At 46.0% G+C, this 15,550-nt stretch carries 19 protein-coding genes; 13 read left to right on the forward strand and 6 right to left on the reverse strand.

What is annotated here, in order from left to right; all coding sequences use genetic code 11:
• Positions 1 to 175: 175 nt before the first annotated feature.
• The 11 genes from ACFVQB_RS06575 to ACFVQB_RS06625 all read left to right on the forward strand — a co-directional run bounded on the left by ACFVQB_RS06575 (position 176) and on the right by ACFVQB_RS06625 (position 8,386).
• Positions 176 to 709, forward strand: coding sequence for a helix-turn-helix domain-containing protein (locus ACFVQB_RS06575; RefSeq protein ID WP_379435801.1), 534 nt, complete (start codon positions 176 to 178; stop codon positions 707 to 709).
• A gap of 36 nt (positions 710 to 745) precedes the next feature.
• Positions 746 to 967, forward strand: coding sequence for a PLD nuclease N-terminal domain-containing protein (locus tag ACFVQB_RS06580; protein WP_379435804.1), 222 nt, complete (start codon positions 746 to 748; stop codon positions 965 to 967).
• A 1-nt stretch (position 968) separates the two neighbouring features.
• Entirely contained in the window at positions 969 to 1,871 is a 903-nt protein-coding gene (locus tag ACFVQB_RS06585; RefSeq protein WP_379435806.1) for an ABC transporter ATP-binding protein, read from the forward strand.
• Positions 1,868 to 2,659, forward strand: coding sequence for an ABC transporter permease (locus tag ACFVQB_RS06590; protein WP_379435809.1), 792 nt, complete (start codon positions 1,868 to 1,870; stop codon positions 2,657 to 2,659). Before ACFVQB_RS06585 ends, ACFVQB_RS06590 begins: the two co-directional genes overlap by 4 nt.
• Positions 2,660 to 2,866: 207 nt before the next feature.
• Positions 2,867 to 4,066, forward strand: a complete 1,200-nt coding sequence (locus ACFVQB_RS06595; protein ID WP_379435812.1) for a GTP-binding protein — start codon at positions 2,867 to 2,869, stop codon at positions 4,064 to 4,066.
• A 74-nt stretch (positions 4,067 to 4,140) separates the two neighbouring features.
• Positions 4,141 to 4,290 (forward strand): 50S ribosomal protein L33, encoded by a 150-nt coding sequence (gene rpmG / locus ACFVQB_RS06600; RefSeq protein WP_379435816.1) that lies wholly within the window; start codon positions 4,141 to 4,143, stop codon positions 4,288 to 4,290.
• 49 nt (positions 4,291 to 4,339) lie between these two features.
• Positions 4,340 to 5,047 carry a metal ABC transporter ATP-binding protein gene (locus tag ACFVQB_RS06605; protein WP_379435819.1) on the forward strand — a complete coding sequence of 236 codons (708 nt, stop codon included), beginning with the start codon at positions 4,340 to 4,342 and terminating at the stop codon, positions 5,045 to 5,047.
• Positions 4,993 to 5,886 (forward strand): metal ABC transporter permease, encoded by an 894-nt coding sequence (locus ACFVQB_RS06610; RefSeq protein ID WP_379435821.1) that lies wholly within the window; start codon positions 4,993 to 4,995, stop codon positions 5,884 to 5,886. Before ACFVQB_RS06605 ends, ACFVQB_RS06610 begins: the two co-directional genes overlap by 55 nt.
• A complete protein-coding gene (locus tag ACFVQB_RS06615; RefSeq protein ID WP_379435824.1) occupies positions 5,873 to 6,952 on the forward strand; it encodes a metal ABC transporter substrate-binding protein in 1,080 nt (359 codons plus the stop codon). The genes ACFVQB_RS06610 and ACFVQB_RS06615 overlap by 14 nt, the downstream gene beginning before the upstream one ends.
• Before the next feature lie 202 nt (positions 6,953 to 7,154).
• A complete protein-coding gene (locus tag ACFVQB_RS06620; RefSeq protein WP_379435827.1) occupies positions 7,155 to 7,631 on the forward strand; it encodes a hypothetical protein in 477 nt (158 codons plus the stop codon).
• Between the two features lie 47 nt (positions 7,632 to 7,678).
• Entirely contained in the window at positions 7,679 to 8,386 is a 708-nt protein-coding gene (locus tag ACFVQB_RS06625) for a M50 family metallopeptidase (protein ID WP_379435830.1), read from the forward strand.
• A 60-nt stretch (positions 8,387 to 8,446) separates the two neighbouring features.
• Here ACFVQB_RS06625 and ACFVQB_RS06630 read toward each other — a convergent pair whose 3' ends face one another.
• From ACFVQB_RS06630 to ACFVQB_RS06650, 5 genes are all read right to left on the reverse strand, one after another.
• A complete protein-coding gene (locus ACFVQB_RS06630) occupies positions 8,447 to 8,818 on the reverse strand; it encodes a DUF4363 family protein (protein WP_379435832.1) in 372 nt (123 codons plus the stop codon).
• Positions 8,819 to 8,841: 23 nt separating this feature from the next.
• Positions 8,842 to 9,570 carry a DUF421 domain-containing protein gene (locus tag ACFVQB_RS06635; protein WP_379435835.1) on the reverse strand — a complete coding sequence of 243 codons (729 nt, stop codon included), beginning with the start codon at positions 9,568 to 9,570 and terminating at the stop codon, positions 8,842 to 8,844.
• 234 nt (positions 9,571 to 9,804) lie between these two features.
• Positions 9,805 to 10,668: an SDR family oxidoreductase gene (locus ACFVQB_RS06640; RefSeq protein ID WP_379435838.1), complete on the reverse strand. Its 864-nt coding sequence runs from the start codon at positions 10,666 to 10,668 to the stop codon at positions 9,805 to 9,807.
• Positions 10,665 to 11,732 carry a mannonate dehydratase gene (gene uxuA / locus ACFVQB_RS06645; protein WP_379435841.1) on the reverse strand — a complete coding sequence of 356 codons (1,068 nt, stop codon included), beginning with the start codon at positions 11,730 to 11,732 and terminating at the stop codon, positions 10,665 to 10,667. The genes ACFVQB_RS06640 and uxuA overlap by 4 nt, the downstream gene beginning before the upstream one ends.
• Positions 11,733 to 11,779: 47 nt before the next feature.
• Complete coding sequence (locus ACFVQB_RS06650; RefSeq protein WP_379435844.1) at positions 11,780 to 12,511, reverse strand: GntR family transcriptional regulator; 732 nt, start codon at positions 12,509 to 12,511, stop codon at positions 11,780 to 11,782.
• A 197-nt stretch (positions 12,512 to 12,708) separates the two neighbouring features.
• On the opposite strand from ACFVQB_RS06650, the gene ACFVQB_RS06655 reads away from it, so the two are divergent.
• Both ACFVQB_RS06655 and ACFVQB_RS06660 read left to right on the forward strand, forming a co-directional pair.
• Positions 12,709 to 13,011 (forward strand): ArsR/SmtB family transcription factor, encoded by a 303-nt coding sequence (locus tag ACFVQB_RS06655; RefSeq protein WP_379435847.1) that lies wholly within the window; start codon positions 12,709 to 12,711, stop codon positions 13,009 to 13,011.
• 88 nt (positions 13,012 to 13,099) lie between these two features.
• On the forward strand, positions 13,100 to 14,500 hold the full coding sequence (locus ACFVQB_RS06660; RefSeq protein WP_379435850.1) for an aldehyde dehydrogenase: 1,401 nt from the start codon (positions 13,100 to 13,102) through the stop codon (positions 14,498 to 14,500).
• 65 nt (positions 14,501 to 14,565) lie between these two features.
• Here ACFVQB_RS06660 and ACFVQB_RS06665 read toward each other — a convergent pair whose 3' ends face one another.
• Positions 14,566 to 15,477, reverse strand: coding sequence for a helix-turn-helix domain-containing protein (locus ACFVQB_RS06665; RefSeq protein ID WP_379435853.1), 912 nt, complete (start codon positions 15,475 to 15,477; stop codon positions 14,566 to 14,568).
• Positions 15,478 to 15,550 lie beyond the last annotated feature (73 nt).

Genomic DNA, 15,550 nt, shown 5'->3' on the forward strand with positions numbered 1-15,550 from the left:
GTAAAATATATGCTTGTACTTCCAGCAACATACACGGTTAACGTGTTAAATCATAAATTTTACGATTTAATTAAAGTTCTATTGAGCCAAGAGATCTCTTGTATAAAATGATCAACTGTATTATTATCATTTTATAGAATGATAATAATAAGATAAATCAAGGAGAACTTCTTCGATGAAAAAAATGGACTTATTACTTCATCCTGTCCGGATGCGGATTGTACAAAAACTGCTGTTAGGAAAACCGCTAACCATTGCCCAAATCGCAGAGATGCTGGGGGATATTCCGCAAGCTACGTTATACCGACACATGAAGCTTCTACTTGATCAACATCATATTGAAGTGGTGGAGACACGGAAAGTGGCTGGCACAGAAGAACGTTTCTTCATGGTTAAGAGTGATTCTTTGGAAATCTCGGAGGATGAGGTTGAGCTTACTGCACCAGAAGACCATGTTCAGCATTTCTCGGTGTACCACGCTAATCTGTTTCAGCATGTAACCTCGTATCTGACGAACAATTCGCCACAAGACTATAAACAAGAAGGCTTTGCCTATTGGAATACACCTTTACATTTGACGGATACCGAATTTCAGGAGCTTACCCAGACCATCCAAGCATCTATTGAAAAGGCATTTCAAAACGAGAAAACGCCGGACCGTTCGACAAGAACATTTGCAGGAATGTTCATACCGCATAAGGAGAAGTAGGGCTAACTCATGTTGACATGAACGGAGGGGATTGAAATGCATTATGGATACCATGTTGGAATTGAGAATATCAGGGAATGGCTGCCTGTGCTCTTACCGTTGCTCATTATACAGTTGATTCTGATTTCAGTAGCGCTTTGGGATTTGTTTAAGGGGACCCAGAGTAAGGAGAACAAGTGGATCTGGTCGATGATTATCATTTTTGTTTCATTGTTTGGACCTGTTTTGTATTTTGTCATAGGGAAGAGGGATCGGTGAGATGAACATGCTCCAGGTTACAGATTTGCAGAAAGATTATGCTGAACATCGAATTATCAAGCATCTTGATTTTATGATTCAGGAAGGAGATTGTGTCGCTCTTCTGGGCCCTAACGGATCTGGAAAAACAACAATTATCAAAATGCTTCTCAATATCATTAAACCTACCGGGGGACAGATTCGCTTTTGGGGACAGTGTCATGACCAGTACCTGCACAGGATTGGTTATTTGCCTCAGCACCCTACCTTTTACCCCTGGATGACGGGTATTGAACTGCTCACGTTCATGGCAGGTCTTTCAGGTATCGATAAACATGCCCTGGATCAACGAATAAACCCATTGATGGAACGAGTGGGGTTAAGCAAGGATGGACATAAGCGCATCAGTACATATTCAGGAGGCATGAAGCAGCGGTTGGGAATTGCCCAGGCTCTGATCCATCAACCCCAATTGCTGATTATGGATGAGCCTGTTTCAGCACTTGATCCTCTGGGTCGGAGAGATCTGTTGGAACTGCTTAAAACGTTAAAACAAGAAACAACCATTCTGTTCTCGACTCATGTCCTGCATGATGCGGAAGAGCTATGCAATCAGATCATGATCTTGAAGGAAGGTGATCTACAGTTTAGCGGTTCAATGGAAGAGATTCTGCTGCAGAATCAACAGCCCATTTTTGTCATTCAAGCTCCGATGGCGAAGGAATGGGCACCTCGGCTGGTTCATCCAGACATTGTGGATTCAATCACCCAGACAGAGAGTATGGCAAAGGTACATGTGAAAAACATTGAACAAGGACGAATATGGTTGCTGGAGAGGATTCATTGTTTACAATTGCCCCTCAAGAAATTTGAATTGGTTCAGGAAAGCCTGGAAGAAATTTTTGTGAGGATGGTGAAATCATGAGCTCAGTCCGGTGGTCGGTTTTATGGAGGAAAGAATGGCTGGAGGCCAGAAGGAGTTACAAGTTATTATGGTTCCCCGTTGTATTTATTCTGATGGGCATGTTACAGCCATTATCCACGTATTATTTGCCGCAGATTCTGCAGATGGCTGGTGGTTTGCCTGATGGATCGCATATTACATTGCCCGAATATACAGGGGCTGAAGTGATGGCTTCAACTTTGGCGAACCAGTTCGATCAACTCGGTGTCATCATTATGGTAATAGGCATGATGGGCGTAATTGTATCGGATAAGCATAACGGAATGTTGGCTTTTGTACTTACACGCAACACGACATTAACAGAGTATTTTTTGAGTAAATGGTTGAGTCAGGCTGTACTGATCGCAGTTGCAATAGGGGCGGGTTTCATCACATCTCTTGTGTATACTTCATATTTGTATGAGGGCTTGCCATTATCCAGGATGGCAGCGGGCTTCGGGATTTATTTTGTTTGGTGTTTATTTGTGGTAACGCTAACGTTGATGCTGTGTTCAATATTAAACCGTTCTTCTGGAGTTGCGGTTGTAGCCATCTTTGCACTGTTGTTCTTAAAAGGAATCACTGCTTTCAAAACCGAGTACCAAATACTGAATCCGGCCTATATGAGCCAGCATGCGGTGAACATGATCACAACCGGTGAGGTGCTTCCTTTTTTTGCAATATCATTCATTGGAACTATTGGCATCATTGTCGTATTTATTTATTGCTCCACCTTCTATCTGTCACGAAAAGAACTGCCTTCAATGTAAATAAGAGCGTGTCCTCATATATTTGTTATAAACAATTTAAACTCGGAATGTTGACAAACAAAAGAAAGTTCATGTATAGTTTAATTTTTTAATCGTAACAATTACTATTAAAACCATTTTTGCTATATCGGTTGGGTTGAAGGAGTTACATATCGTTAGATACCTCTTTTTTTGGTATACATGGATAAAGTGAGTGGAGGAATTAAAATGTCAGAACAACAGGTACAACCCCGAGTTCCGGTGACTGTACTAAGTGGATATCTGGGGGCAGGCAAAACGACATTACTTAACCACGTGCTCCATAATCGGGAGGGCATGCGAGTTGCTGTCATTGTGAATGACCTTAGTGAAGTTAATATTGATGCAGGCTTGATCCGGGATGGTGGTGGACTGTCACGTATTGATGAAAAGCTGGTGGAGATGTCCAATGGCTGCATCTGCTGCACGTTGCGTGAGGATTTGCTGAAAGAGGTGGAGCGGCTTTCGTTGGACGGTTCTTTTGACTATATATTGATTGAATCGACAGGTATTGGAGAGCCAGTGCCCGTTGCCCAGACGTTTACGTATGTTGATGAAGAGCTGGGGATTGATTTAACGAAATTTACGCGGCTCGATACGATGGTAACGGTCGTGGATGCTGCCCAGTTCTGGCGTGACTTCTATTCCAAAGAAACGTTGAAGGATCGGGGGCAGGAAGCCGGAGAGGACGATGTACGGGGGATTGTTCATCTACTGACGGATCAGGTTGAATTCTGTGATGTGCTGATTCTGAACAAGTGTGATCTGGTATCGGAAGACGAGCTGCTCAAACTAGAAAAAGCACTGCACGCCATGCAGCCGGAAGCCCGACTTATTCGCACAACACATGGACAGATTGACCCGAGGGAGATATTGAATACCGGACGGTTTGATTTTGAAAAAGCAAGCCAGTCTGCTGGCTGGATCCGCGAATTAATGAAGGAAGAACACACGCCCGAGACAGAGGAGTATGGCATTCACTCATTTGTATACCACCGGAAACGTCCGTTTCATCCGGAACGTTTTCTGCGCTGGATTGCGAAATGGCCTGAGACCATTGTACGTTCCAAAGGCTTAATGTGGCTGGCTACACGTAACCATATGGCGGTGTCTTTCAGTCATGCGGGAACATCCAAGCAGTTGGGACCAGCCGGGTTGTGGGTAGGAGCAATGAGTGATGAAGAGAGACAAATGCATTTTGGTGATACACTTCCTCTGATTCCGGATTGGGATGAGCAGTGGGGCGATCGGGTTACGAAACTGGTGTTCATAGGGATAGACATGGACCGAGTGGAGATTGAACGGACGCTGGATGAGACACTCCTTACGGAAGAAGAGATGTTAATGAATTGGCGAGATTTGAGAGATCCATTTCCAGCGTGGAGTTGACAAACGTAAAAGCATGGGCTAATATCATTAAATAGTAATAATTACGATTAGTTAAATTGAAGGAGGCCCTATCCATGAGAGTCATTGTAACCTTAGCCTGCACCGAGTGCGGAGACCGCAACTATACAACCACCAAGAACAAGCGTAACCATCCGGAACGGATCGAATTGAAGAAGTATTCACCACGATTGAAAAAGATAACCATTCACCGGGAAACAAGATAAATTTTTTTGTCATTTTTACATCGTAATATTTACGAAAAGAGGAAAAACCATGATTCTATCTTCCATGCGTGATGTGGTATTCGGATACGGCAAAGAACCGGTTATTGACCAACTGTCGCTGGATATCCATGTAGGGGAGTTTGTGGGCATTACAGGACCGAATGGTTCCGCGAAAACAACCATGTTGAAATTGCTGCTGGGGCTGTTACAGCCCTGGAGCGGCACGGTACATATGGATGCACAGTCCGTACGTGGCAGCAAGCTGAACATCGGATATGTACCCCAACAGGTAGCATCGTTCAATAGTGGATTTCCCAGTACGGTGATCGAACTGGTGCGATCCGGATGTTACCGCAAGCTCGGCTTGTTCCGCAGATTCACTTCCGAGCAGGAAGCCATTGTGGAACGCAGCTTGCGGGAAGTCGGCATGTGGGAATACCGCAACGCCCGAGTTGGTGAACTATCTGGTGGACAAAAGCAGCGAATCTGCATTGCCAGAGCCTTGGCAGGCGAGCCGCAGGTACTCGTACTGGATGAGCCGACGTCAGGCATGGACCGGCGCAGCCGTGAAGGGTTTTATGATCTGATGCGCCATTATGCAGACGTGCACGGACTGACCATTATTATGGTCACCCACGGACTGGAAGAGATGGGCAACCGGTTGGACCGGACGATTACCCTGGAGCGGCAAGAAAGTGAGGAATGGCAGTGTTTGAGTACGAATTCATGCAGCGTGCTTTCTGGGCAGGCGGACTGATCGGAGTCATTGCTCCAATTCTGGGAGTCTATCTGATGCTGCGACGACAGGTGCTGATGGCGGATACGTTGTCCCATGTTTCATTGGCTGGGGTTGCCCTGGGTTCTGTGATGAACCTTGATCCAGTGATCTGTGGATTTGCGATTGCGATTATCGGCGCATTGCTGGTGGAACAACTCCGGCGAAATTACCTGACATATAGCGAGGTGCCTGTAGCGATCATTATGACGTCGGGTCTGGCCCTTGCTGTGGTGCTCATGAGTCTGAAAACCAATCTGTCCAAGACATTCAGCTCTTACCTGTTCGGTTCCATCGTTGCAGTTAGTGATATGCAGTTGTGGATTATGGTGGCTGTGTGCGTCATCGGACTTATTTTTTTCATCGTGCTCCGAAGACCATTGTACAATTTGACATTTGATGAAGAGACAGCTTCCATTGGAGGCATTCAGGTCAAAGGTTTATCATTTGCATTTGCCGTTCTGACAGGAATGACCGTTGCTTCAGCCATGCCGATTGTCGGCGTATTGCTTGTGTCTGCATTAATCGTACTGCCCGCTGCCCTGGCACTGAGATTGTCACGCAGCTTTGCAGCAGCGATCCTTATTGCTGTCGTCACTGGATTAATCGGTATTTTTAGCGGACTGACAACCTCTTACCATTTAAACACACCACCGGGAGGAACGATTGCTCTCATCCTGTTGGTATTTCTATTGATTGGAATATCAGCCCAAAAGCTGATTGGACGATATAACCGTAAGCGTCATCGTAAAGAGAGAAAACAACAACGAGCAACTCTATTCATACATTCAAGGGAGAATACGCCACATGAAATTCAATAAAAAATCAGCTCTTGCATTATTATTCAGTCTTACACTTATCGTAGCCGGTTGTGGACAAAATCAAGCCGCTTCCGACTCCAGTACCAGCTCGGCTAACACGCCAGTACCAGCAGAGACCGAAGAAGCCAAACTGAACGTTGAGGTCAGTTTCTATCCGATGTACGAATTCACCAAAAATGTAGCGGGCGATCTGGCTAATGTTCATCTACTCGTTCCGGCGGGTATGGAGCCACATGATTGGGAGCCGACACCACAGGATATTGCAAGCATCGAGAAAGCGGATGTGCTTGTCTATAATGGGGCGGGTATGGAATCCTGGATCGATCAAGTTACGGATAGTCTGAGCAATGCCAAACTCATTCAAGTGGAAGCGAGTCATGGGATCGATTTGCTGGAAGGCTCAGAAGAAGATGAGCATGAACACGATCATGCCGATACAACGGACACGCATGACCATGCGGATGAAGCCACGACAGAGGAGCATGATCACGATCATGACGCTGAGGCAGAAGAAGGACATACACATGATCATGATCACGGTGGACTTGATCCCCACGTTTGGCTGTCACCTGCACTTGCCGTGAAGGAAGTACGGAATATCGAGGCTGGACTCGTACAGGCTGCGCCTGAACATGCAGAGCAATTCAAGCAAAATGCCGATACCTACATTGCCAAATTGGAGGCACTGGATCAGGATTTTAAAGCGGCTGTGGCAAACAGTAAACGTAAAGATTTCATCACACAGCATGCTGCATTCGGCTATCTTGCACAGGAATATGGTCTGAAGCAAGTACCAATTGCCGGTCTGTCCCCTGAACAAGAACCTTCCGCAGCGCAAATGGCATCCGTTATTGATTTTGCCAAGGAGCATCAGGTGAAGACGATTTTCTTCGAAACGTTGGTTTCATCCAAAGTGTCAGAGACCATCGCCAGCGAAATAGGGGCCAAAACGGCTGTGTTGAACCCGATTGAAGGGTTGACGGAAGAGGAAATCACAGCAGGAATGGATTACATCGGTGTAATGCAACAGAATTTGGAAGCACTGAAACTGGCACTGAATGAATAGCTCTTTTGCTTCTTTAACAAGTTGGATTTACGAAAAAAGAAAACCCATTTGATGCCTGTCATCGAAAAAGGTACAATAATACAACATGCTGAGGAATGGTGGAGCCATTCCTTTGCCTTTGGCCACGCAGAGAGCACAGGGATGTGCTCTTTTCGTTGTTCAAGGTGACGGAGATCATGCGCGGAACGGGAGGAATCACTTTATGGATTTACATGAAGAACAGGAAGTGCTGTTAAGCCAGCAGCCTGCCCATCTATGGAGAAGACGCAAACTGGAGTTAATGCAGTGGACGGAACGCGAGAAGCAGACGGTGGCAGCGAAGAGAACGGAGATTTGGAACGATGTTGAAGTGGATGCTGAGCTTGTCAATGCCTTGACTTTGCTTCACAGAGCAGGCGTACGTACCGAGTTTTCTTGCGCTGGTGTAAGCCCTCTTGATGAGCCGATAGATCATTCCCTTTATGCCTATGTTACACTTGTACAATGTGAAGCAAGCGATCGATTTGTAACCTATGCGCTGTCTCAGATGCGGAGCAGATTGCTTGCCACACTGGAGACAGGAACGGGTCGTTATGATCTGTCTTCTTTTTTCATTGGACATAACCGGAGTTTCTGCTGGTGGATGCAATATTGCGCTGCACATTTCATGGATCGAAACGATTACAGCGTAACCACGTAGTATAGTGATAGGCATTTTTACTCGGAGGCAAGGGAGGTAGGACCGGATTGAATAAATGGGTCAAAACCATACTGTTTCTGGTGGGCTCAGCGATACTGACCCGCTTTATCCCGTTTTCTTCATTGTTCCGTAACCTGGATACGATGATTCACGAATTTGGCCATGCATTAGTAACACTGTTGTTATCCGGCAAAGTATTGCGCATTGAATTATACGCAGATCACAGCGGCGTTACATATTCATCCATGCTGACACCAGGCAGATCTATATTGGTTTCCTTGGCGGGCTATGTCACAGCATCTCTCTTTGCCTGGCTGCTATTCTATCTATACCGGAAAGGACGTCACATGTGGGGGCTCGGCATCATGACAGGTGTAGCCCTTGTATCGCTTCTCTTCTATGTAAGGGGAGAATTCGGTATGCTATGGCTTACAGGCTTTAGTGCGCTGAATGTTGTGATCATGATTTTTGGTGCAAAAATCGCGAAATTCTATTATTTGTTACTGGCTTTCCTCACATTGGAAGAGTCCGTAGTTAGTGCCATGTATGTTGGGCTTATGTCCTGGACGCAGCCGTCACGGGCAGGGGATGCAGCCAATTTGGCTCAGCAGACATTCCTCCCGGCATTGTTCTGGGGAACGTTATTTGCACTGTTTGCACTGTGGTGTGCGAAGGGAGCACTTACGCTCTTTTTCCGAAAAGAAAGCACGGCCCGCACGTCAAAATCTCGTCGATTACGCGGACGTAACGTTTAGAAAACAGAGAAGGCACTTCCTTTTTGATTAAAGGAGAGTGCCTTTTTGCGTTTCTTCAGATCAATCTCCAAGATTTTCCCATAACACATAAAAGTAATAAATTTCTTCCATGATCGCTTTATCATCCTCTGCGGCAATACCGCCCTTCATCCGGGCAAGGGTACCCAGAATATCGTAAATCGTCTCACGCTCCACACTGAACTGTATGCGATTGACGATCTTGTTCCAGGCTTTCATCGCGTAATCAATTTGGGACTTGGCTTCAGTCCATTTTTTGTCCTCTACCTGTTTCTGCAATGTTTGTACAGATTCAAGCAAGCGATCATCAGCACCAAAGGGCTTTTTGAGAAGGGCTCCGCTTGCCATAATCGCAACGAACACAAGAATGAGGCAGATCGGAAGCACATACAGCAACCAGAAACGCGTTTTCATTCAATCGCCTCCTTCATATAAATTTAGAAAGGCCCCTCATAATCGCCCATATCGATTTTTTCGGTAATCTTATCCTTAAATAGATCAATATACAATTTATCGTTAGGCAATATGGCGGCAAAAGCAATATCCTGTATCGTCACTTTTTGCTTTTTAAGCTGCTCGCTGAGCCAATTCGTATCCTTGTTTCGTTCCGCCAGATTTTGCTTAATCAGCACGCCATCAATGATAATCTCGGTCATCAGTTTACTCTTGGCAGGATGCATATGCATATCCTTTGCGGTTACCGGTTGATTCTCGGGTTTCAATACAACAGAGAGACTACCGTCCGGTTCAAGAATGGCATAATCCAGCGTAGTGATGTCAAATACATCCTTTTGCCGCAGCATCATGGTCAATTCGTCGAATTTCACACGCATTTTATGCAGGTTCTGTTCAAGAATTTTACCGTTCTGAATGACCAATGTAGGATCAGAGTCCATCAGTTTGGAGATCGTGCGATTTTTCAGCGTAATATACTGAAAGACGATCGTGATGATTGTGAAAATGGTCAAGGCTACAAAATGAATCCACGCTTTGGAAGATAGATCCGTCGCAAATGTACCTGCAAGGGAACCGATCGTAATGCCGTTAATGTAATCAAAATACGTCAAGTTGCCCATTTGCTGTTTGCCTAGCACCCTTGTATAGATGATCAGGGTCAAAAAGGCGATAATAGACCGTACAGCAACAACCCATGTTTCTTCCATCATATATGTATCACCTTCCTTCGCTTCGTCTTACAAATTGAAAACGTCAAAGCTTGGAGCTAATATTTAGCTCCACCCAGCATAGTTGTGGACTATAACAAGCTTTTCCCAGGCTGGATCATCTTATTCTTAAACGCAAAAAACCGAATCCTGGCTAAGAGCTCCAGGCTTCGGTTAATCATTCGATACACATTTTCAATTCGATCCAATCCGTGTAAAAGGAAAATAGAAGAGAGGTCACACACCTGAGTAAGCCATAAACCCGCCATCCACAGGAATAACCGTACCTGTTACAAAACCGGACTGCTGTTCATCTGCCAGCCACATCAGCGTGCCCAGGAGATCTTCTGGTTTGCCGAAGCGGCGCATGGGCGTATGCGCAATGATTTTGCTTGAACGTTCAGTCGGTGAGCCATCCGGCTTAAGCAGCAGTTTACGATTTTGTTCAGTCAAGAAGAACCCAGGGGCAATGGCGTTAACCCGGATTCCTGATTCTGCAAGATGTACGGCAAGCCATTGCGTGAAATTGTTAATCGCGGCTTTGGCTGCACTGTACGCAGGAACTTTGGTCATGGGCGAAGGGGCACTCATGGATGAAATATTAATGACGGTAGCTGGAACATCACGCTCAATCATTTGTCTTGCGAAAATCTGGGTAGGGATGAGTGACCCGACAAAATTCAGATCCATCACCTGACGAAATCCCTCAACACTTACATCGAAAAAAGTAGTGATATCCGGCTGCTCCAGATCTTCCAGCCTGAAAATTTCATTCGTGGTATTGGCGCTGGCATGGTTGCCGCCCGCCCCGTTAATAAGGATGTCGCAGGGGCCCAGCTTCTCCTGAACAATAGCCGCTGCCGCTACTACGCTTTCGGACTGAGTCACATCACAAGCTACAGCAATCGCTTTTCCACCCGCAGCCTCGATTGCAGCAACGACTTCCTGTCCTTTGGATACGGTACGGTTCAAGATGGCTACACTTGCACCATGAAGCGCGAGCTCTTCAGCCATAGCACGGCACAGAACACCTGCCCCGCCAGTAATTACAGCTGTTTTGCCTTCCAGGCGGGTTGATCTTTCTTTGGCAACGTTGCTCATGCTTTTGACCTCCTTTGCAGGGAATCCCAGACGCCCCACAGATACATAATTCCCAGAGCCCGATCATAGAGTCCATATCCCGGTCTGCATTGTTCTCCCCAGAGATGACGTCCGTGGTCCGGTCGTGCATAACCTTCAAATCCAATATCGTGATAGGCTTCCACAACACCTGCAATATCGACATTTCCATCCTGACTGCGGTGAGAGGTCTCGATAAAGTCACCATTGTCGTAGATTTTGACATTACGGATATGGGCAAAAGGAATACGGTCCTTGAACTCGTGGATCATGCCGATAATATCATTGTTTGGATTGGCTCCAAGAGAGCCGCTGCACAGCGTTACGCTATTGTAAGGGCTATCATACAGGTTCAGATATCTGCGAACATTGTCTTGATTCGTAATAATCTTCGGCAGACCAAAGATCGGCCATGGTGGGTCATCCGGATGAATGGCCATTCGAATACCTAATCGTTCAGCAGTAGGAATGATCTCCTGAAGGAAATAACGGGCGTGTTCCCACATATGATCCTCAGTTACATTCTTATAGGCTTCGAACAGTCCTGTTAAATACTGCAATCTTTCCGGTTCCCAGCCAGGCATAGTTAAAGCTGAATTCTCGGTAATCCGGCGTACCAGTTCCAAAGGCTCAATATCGGCGAGTTTGCTGTGCTCGTAGAAGAGGGCAGTAGAGCCATCGTGCATCTCCTTATGCATATCGGTACGCAGCCAATCAAAGATGGGCATAAAGTTGTAACAGATCACTTTAACGCCTACCTGGACGAGTTTTTCCATCGTTTTTTTGTAATTCTCAATATATTGATCACGTGTAGGCAGACCGAGTTTGATGTCTTCATGAACATTAACACTTTCAACGACATCCAGATGTAATCCGGCTTTGTCGGCAGCAGCTTTCACTTCCAGGATTTTGTCCATGGGCCATTCCTCACCTGCCGGAACATCGTGCAACGCCCATACAATACCTTCAACACCAGGAATCTGCCGGATATGATCAAGCGTTACAGTATCATTGCCTTCTCCAAACCAGCGAAAAACCATTCTCATCACGTTCACCTCATCAAGATTAGTTTAAAGAACAGGTATATCCATCATTATTGAAAATAGGAAGGGTATGTATCCCGCAGGACAGCCAGATCCGTGACAGTTAAGTGCAGATGTTCCTGCATAATGTGTTCCGCAGTTTGGGCATCGTGCTGCTGTATCGCCTGAACCATGGATCGATGCTGTTCAAGCAAGTGATCCCAGTGATGATCCGAAGACAGGCGGAGCATTCGGCTCCGGTTAAGATGCACGTTCATATGCTGGATCACGGACCAGGTATTACTTTTGTTGCAGCCTGCAAAGAGAGTACTATGGAATTCCTCATCCAATCCGAACATTCGATCATCATCCGGTTCAAGTATGCATTCCTGCTGCTGTGCAAGGTTCTGTTCCAATATCTTCATGTGTTCATCCGGAAACTGCACACAGGCAAGCCGTATAACAGCACGCTCAAGCTGTTCACGCATGAATCGCGCTTCCTCTACGAGATCAACCTGAATCAGAGATACATAGGTACCCCGCTGCGGATATACTTCGAGCAGACCCTCTTGTGCTAATCGGACAAAGCTTTCTCGAACAGGGGTCCGACTCACATTGAACTCAAGCGAAATCTCCTTCTCCGAGATGGCGGTACCAGGAGGCAGCTTCAAACTCAAAATTAACTGCTTCAACGTCGTATAGACCGCATCACGCGAAGAGAAAGTCTGCTTCTTCAGAGAAGAGGGGCTTATTAAGGATGATAATAAATCGGCTTTGGATGAAGACCTTGGGGGATATTCCATAACTTCAACTCCTTCAAGGATATACTACCATACTTGTATGGTAGTGTGGAAGCGCTCTTATATAAGTTATTCTACAATTTATCGGACACGACTTGCTGTTAGCGGGGTGGTGGAGTAAACTATACCTATTAGGTTCAAACGTTTGAACCAACAGACATGACAAAAGTGATATCTGTAGAACATATAGAGGTGAAACCATGGGACAAAAAGCGATATCTATTTTTCAAACCTGTATCCCCTTATTTCAGGTACTTAGCGACAATCATCGTCAGGCGATTTTACTTGCTCTTAGTGAGAAGGGCAGCATGACAGTGAATGAAATTACAGAACAGTTCAGCCTATCCCGGCCTGCTATATCTCATCATCTCAAGCTATTGCTTGAGAAAGGGCTCATCTCCGTAGAACAGAAGGGTACACAGCGATATTATTCCGCTTCATTAAGGTCCTCGGTGGAACTATTGAAGGAACTGGTTTCGGCGTTGGAAGAGGAGTGCTTATAACCAAGTGTTGTTAACATGCCTAGGCATGTGGGCTATACGTTCGTATGTTTAAACGAATCATCATTAACTCGAAGAGGAGTTGGATTATATGAGTCCCATTCAGGAATTAAGCGAACATGAAGTCAAAGAAATTTTACAGCAGCAACGGCTATTTTTCCGCTCAGGGGCGACTCGTTCGGCCGAGTCTCGCATTGCACATTTGACCCGGTTGAAACAGGCGATTCAAAAGTATGAGTCCCGTCTTACCGAGGCGCTCTATCAGGATTTGGGCAAGAGTGAGTTCGAATCGTATACTACAGAGATCGGATTTATGCTGGATAGTATCACGCACACCATTCGGCAAGTGAGGAAATGGGTCAAGCCGGTCAAAGTTAAAACCCAATTCGCGCTGGTCGGTTCCAAAAGTTATATCATTCCTGAGCCTTATGGAGCGGTATTGATTATTGGACCTTTTAACTATCCATTTCAGCTGTTAATTGAACCCCTGGTTGGCGCGTTGGCAGCAGGCAATACGGCAGTCCTCAAAGCATCAGAGAACACACCGGCCGTCTCAGCTGTTATTCGCGAGATGATTACCTCCGTATTCGAACCAGCTTATGTTCATGTGGTCGAAGGAGCCAAAGACACAACCACGGCGCTCATTAATGCGCCATTTGACTATATCTTTTTTACAGGGAGTGTACCGGTGGGCAAAATCGTCATGGAGGCCGCTGCCAAAAACCTCGTTCCGGTTACGCTGGAGCTTGGCGGTAAAAGTCCGGTTATCGTGGATAAGCACGCAGATCTCAAAGTAGCTGCACAGCGTATTATATGGGGGAAGCTGCTCAATACGGGTCAGACCTGCATCGCTCCGGATTATCTGCTTGTGCATGAACAGGTGAAAGATTCGTTGATCACCGAAATGAAAGCAGCAGTGGAATCATTCTTTGGGACAGATATCCAGCACAATCGAGACTATGGGAGAATTGTAAACAAGGCCCATTTCAAACGTCTCACGACTCTCATTGAACGCGATCAGGCTCATATCATCTACGGTGGTCAATCCGATGAGGAAGATCGCTTTATTGAACCGACGTTTATTGATGCCGAATCGTGGGAAGCCGCTACGATGGAGGACGAAATTTTTGGACCAATTCTGCCGATTATCAGTTATACCCATATTGATGAGGCGATTGCCGGTATTGTGAAGCGACCGAAACCGCTGGCGCTCTACCTTTTTACATCGGATACGCAGCTGCAGGATAAAGTGATGCGTGAGGTTTCTTTTGGGGGCGGCTGCATTAACGACACGATCACCCACGTGGCCAACCCACGTCTGCCATTTGGAGGAGTAGGACATTCCGGTCTTGGCTCTTATCATGGGCGTTACAGCCTGGAGACCTTCTCACATATGAAAAGTGTGCTCAAAAAGAGCACGCGGTTGAACTTGTCGATTTTATATCCGCCATACGATAACAAGCTGAACACGATTAAACGTCTTTTGAAATAAAAGAACCGGCGTTTAATCATATACAAATTAAATGCCATACTGGAATGATGTTCAATGGATGAAGCTCATTCAGGAGCAGGCTGTTCCTGTCTGTAGCGTGTGGGTGAAATCCCTGACCAGCGCTTGAATTGACGACTGAAATGGGCAATATCCTTATAACCTAGCATGGCAGCGATATTCTGCACCGACAGCTTGGGGTTACCCAGCAGAACTTTGGCTTCATGCAGAACCATTTCAGATAAATATACACGCGGAGACTGACGATATACCTGCCGAAATACACGGTTACAATGTGAGGAACTGATGCCCAGCTCTGCTGCAATATCATCAATGCCATAATGGCTGTCGGACTCACGTCCCTGCTTGAACTGCTGACTCACCAGTCCTTGCAGCCGATTACGAATTTGATGTGCCAGTTCGATTTTCTCATATCCTTCCGTGAACAATTGAGCGGCTTCCTGAGAGACAGCCTCCCATAAATGGCCGAACAACTCAAATACCGCCGATTGCAGCTGCATGCGCTGTACCATCGTACTCGCCGCCCGGTTGTCCGCAGAAGACATTAATTTGTGAAGTACAGGCTCAATCTGGCGGGTAACCGGACTATCAGCATCGAATAAAACCTGCTTGATTCGTGCAAGCAAAGAGAGAAATAATTGATCGTCGATATCAAAATGCATGCAAAAATAGGTAAACCCCTTGCCATTATGGCTCAGGCTGGAATGAATGCTTCCTGGAGGAATCAGGAGCAATTCGCCAGCCTTTTGAATATACAGCTTGCCGTCCACGGTCATGCATTGTTCGCCTTCCGTTACATAATTCAGCTCATATTGTGGATGTTCATGGGCTGGATAATCCCAATCCGCCCCGACACTTCGCAAATGAATGGCGAACAAATTTACCGTTGTTTGTACATCCGGGTAAAACACCTCATGCACACTCTCTCCCAAAGCGGGAGGCAAATAGGTGGAAGACATGGAAGACCCCCTTGATAAAAAATATGGAAACGGATGTAACCGCTTTATTTATATTATAGTCTACTAGCTTGAT

This window comes from Paenibacillus sp. NPDC057886 (assembly GCF_042796655.1).
Taxonomy (GTDB): domain Bacteria; phylum Bacillota; class Bacilli; order Paenibacillales; family Paenibacillaceae; genus Paenibacillus.

Coding starts and splice junctions, on each gene's coding strand:
- ACFVQB_RS06575 (WP_379435801.1), top strand. CDS start 176: ATGAAAAAAATGGACTTATTACTTCATCCTGTCCGGATGCGGATTGTA.
- ACFVQB_RS06580 (WP_379435804.1), top strand. CDS start 746: ATGCATTATGGATACCATGTTGGAATTGAGAATATCAGGGAATGGCTG.
- ACFVQB_RS06585 (WP_379435806.1), top strand. CDS start 969: ATGAACATGCTCCAGGTTACAGATTTGCAGAAAGATTATGCTGAACAT.
- ACFVQB_RS06590 (WP_379435809.1), top strand. CDS start 1,868: ATGAGCTCAGTCCGGTGGTCGGTTTTATGGAGGAAAGAATGGCTGGAG.
- ACFVQB_RS06595 (WP_379435812.1), top strand. CDS start 2,867: ATGTCAGAACAACAGGTACAACCCCGAGTTCCGGTGACTGTACTAAGT.
- rpmG (WP_379435816.1), top strand. CDS start 4,141: ATGAGAGTCATTGTAACCTTAGCCTGCACCGAGTGCGGAGACCGCAAC.
- ACFVQB_RS06605 (WP_379435819.1), top strand. CDS start 4,340: ATGATTCTATCTTCCATGCGTGATGTGGTATTCGGATACGGCAAAGAA.
- ACFVQB_RS06610 (WP_379435821.1), top strand. CDS start 4,993: ATGGCAGTGTTTGAGTACGAATTCATGCAGCGTGCTTTCTGGGCAGGC.
- ACFVQB_RS06615 (WP_379435824.1), top strand. CDS start 5,873: ATGAAATTCAATAAAAAATCAGCTCTTGCATTATTATTCAGTCTTACA.
- ACFVQB_RS06620 (WP_379435827.1), top strand. CDS start 7,155: ATGGATTTACATGAAGAACAGGAAGTGCTGTTAAGCCAGCAGCCTGCC.
- ACFVQB_RS06630 (WP_379435832.1), bottom strand. CDS start 8,818: ATGAAAACGCGTTTCTGGTTGCTGTATGTGCTTCCGATCTGCCTCATT.
- ACFVQB_RS06635 (WP_379435835.1), bottom strand. CDS start 9,570: ATGATGGAAGAAACATGGGTTGTTGCTGTACGGTCTATTATCGCCTTT.
- ACFVQB_RS06640 (WP_379435838.1), bottom strand. CDS start 10,668: ATGAGCAACGTTGCCAAAGAAAGATCAACCCGCCTGGAAGGCAAAACA.
- uxuA (WP_379435841.1), bottom strand. CDS start 11,732: ATGAGAATGGTTTTTCGCTGGTTTGGAGAAGGCAATGATACTGTAACG.
- ACFVQB_RS06650 (WP_379435844.1), bottom strand. CDS start 12,511: ATGGAATATCCCCCAAGGTCTTCATCCAAAGCCGATTTATTATCATCC.
- ACFVQB_RS06655 (WP_379435847.1), top strand. CDS start 12,709: ATGGGACAAAAAGCGATATCTATTTTTCAAACCTGTATCCCCTTATTT.
- ACFVQB_RS06660 (WP_379435850.1), top strand. CDS start 13,100: ATGAGTCCCATTCAGGAATTAAGCGAACATGAAGTCAAAGAAATTTTA.
- ACFVQB_RS06665 (WP_379435853.1), bottom strand. CDS start 15,477: ATGTCTTCCACCTATTTGCCTCCCGCTTTGGGAGAGAGTGTGCATGAG.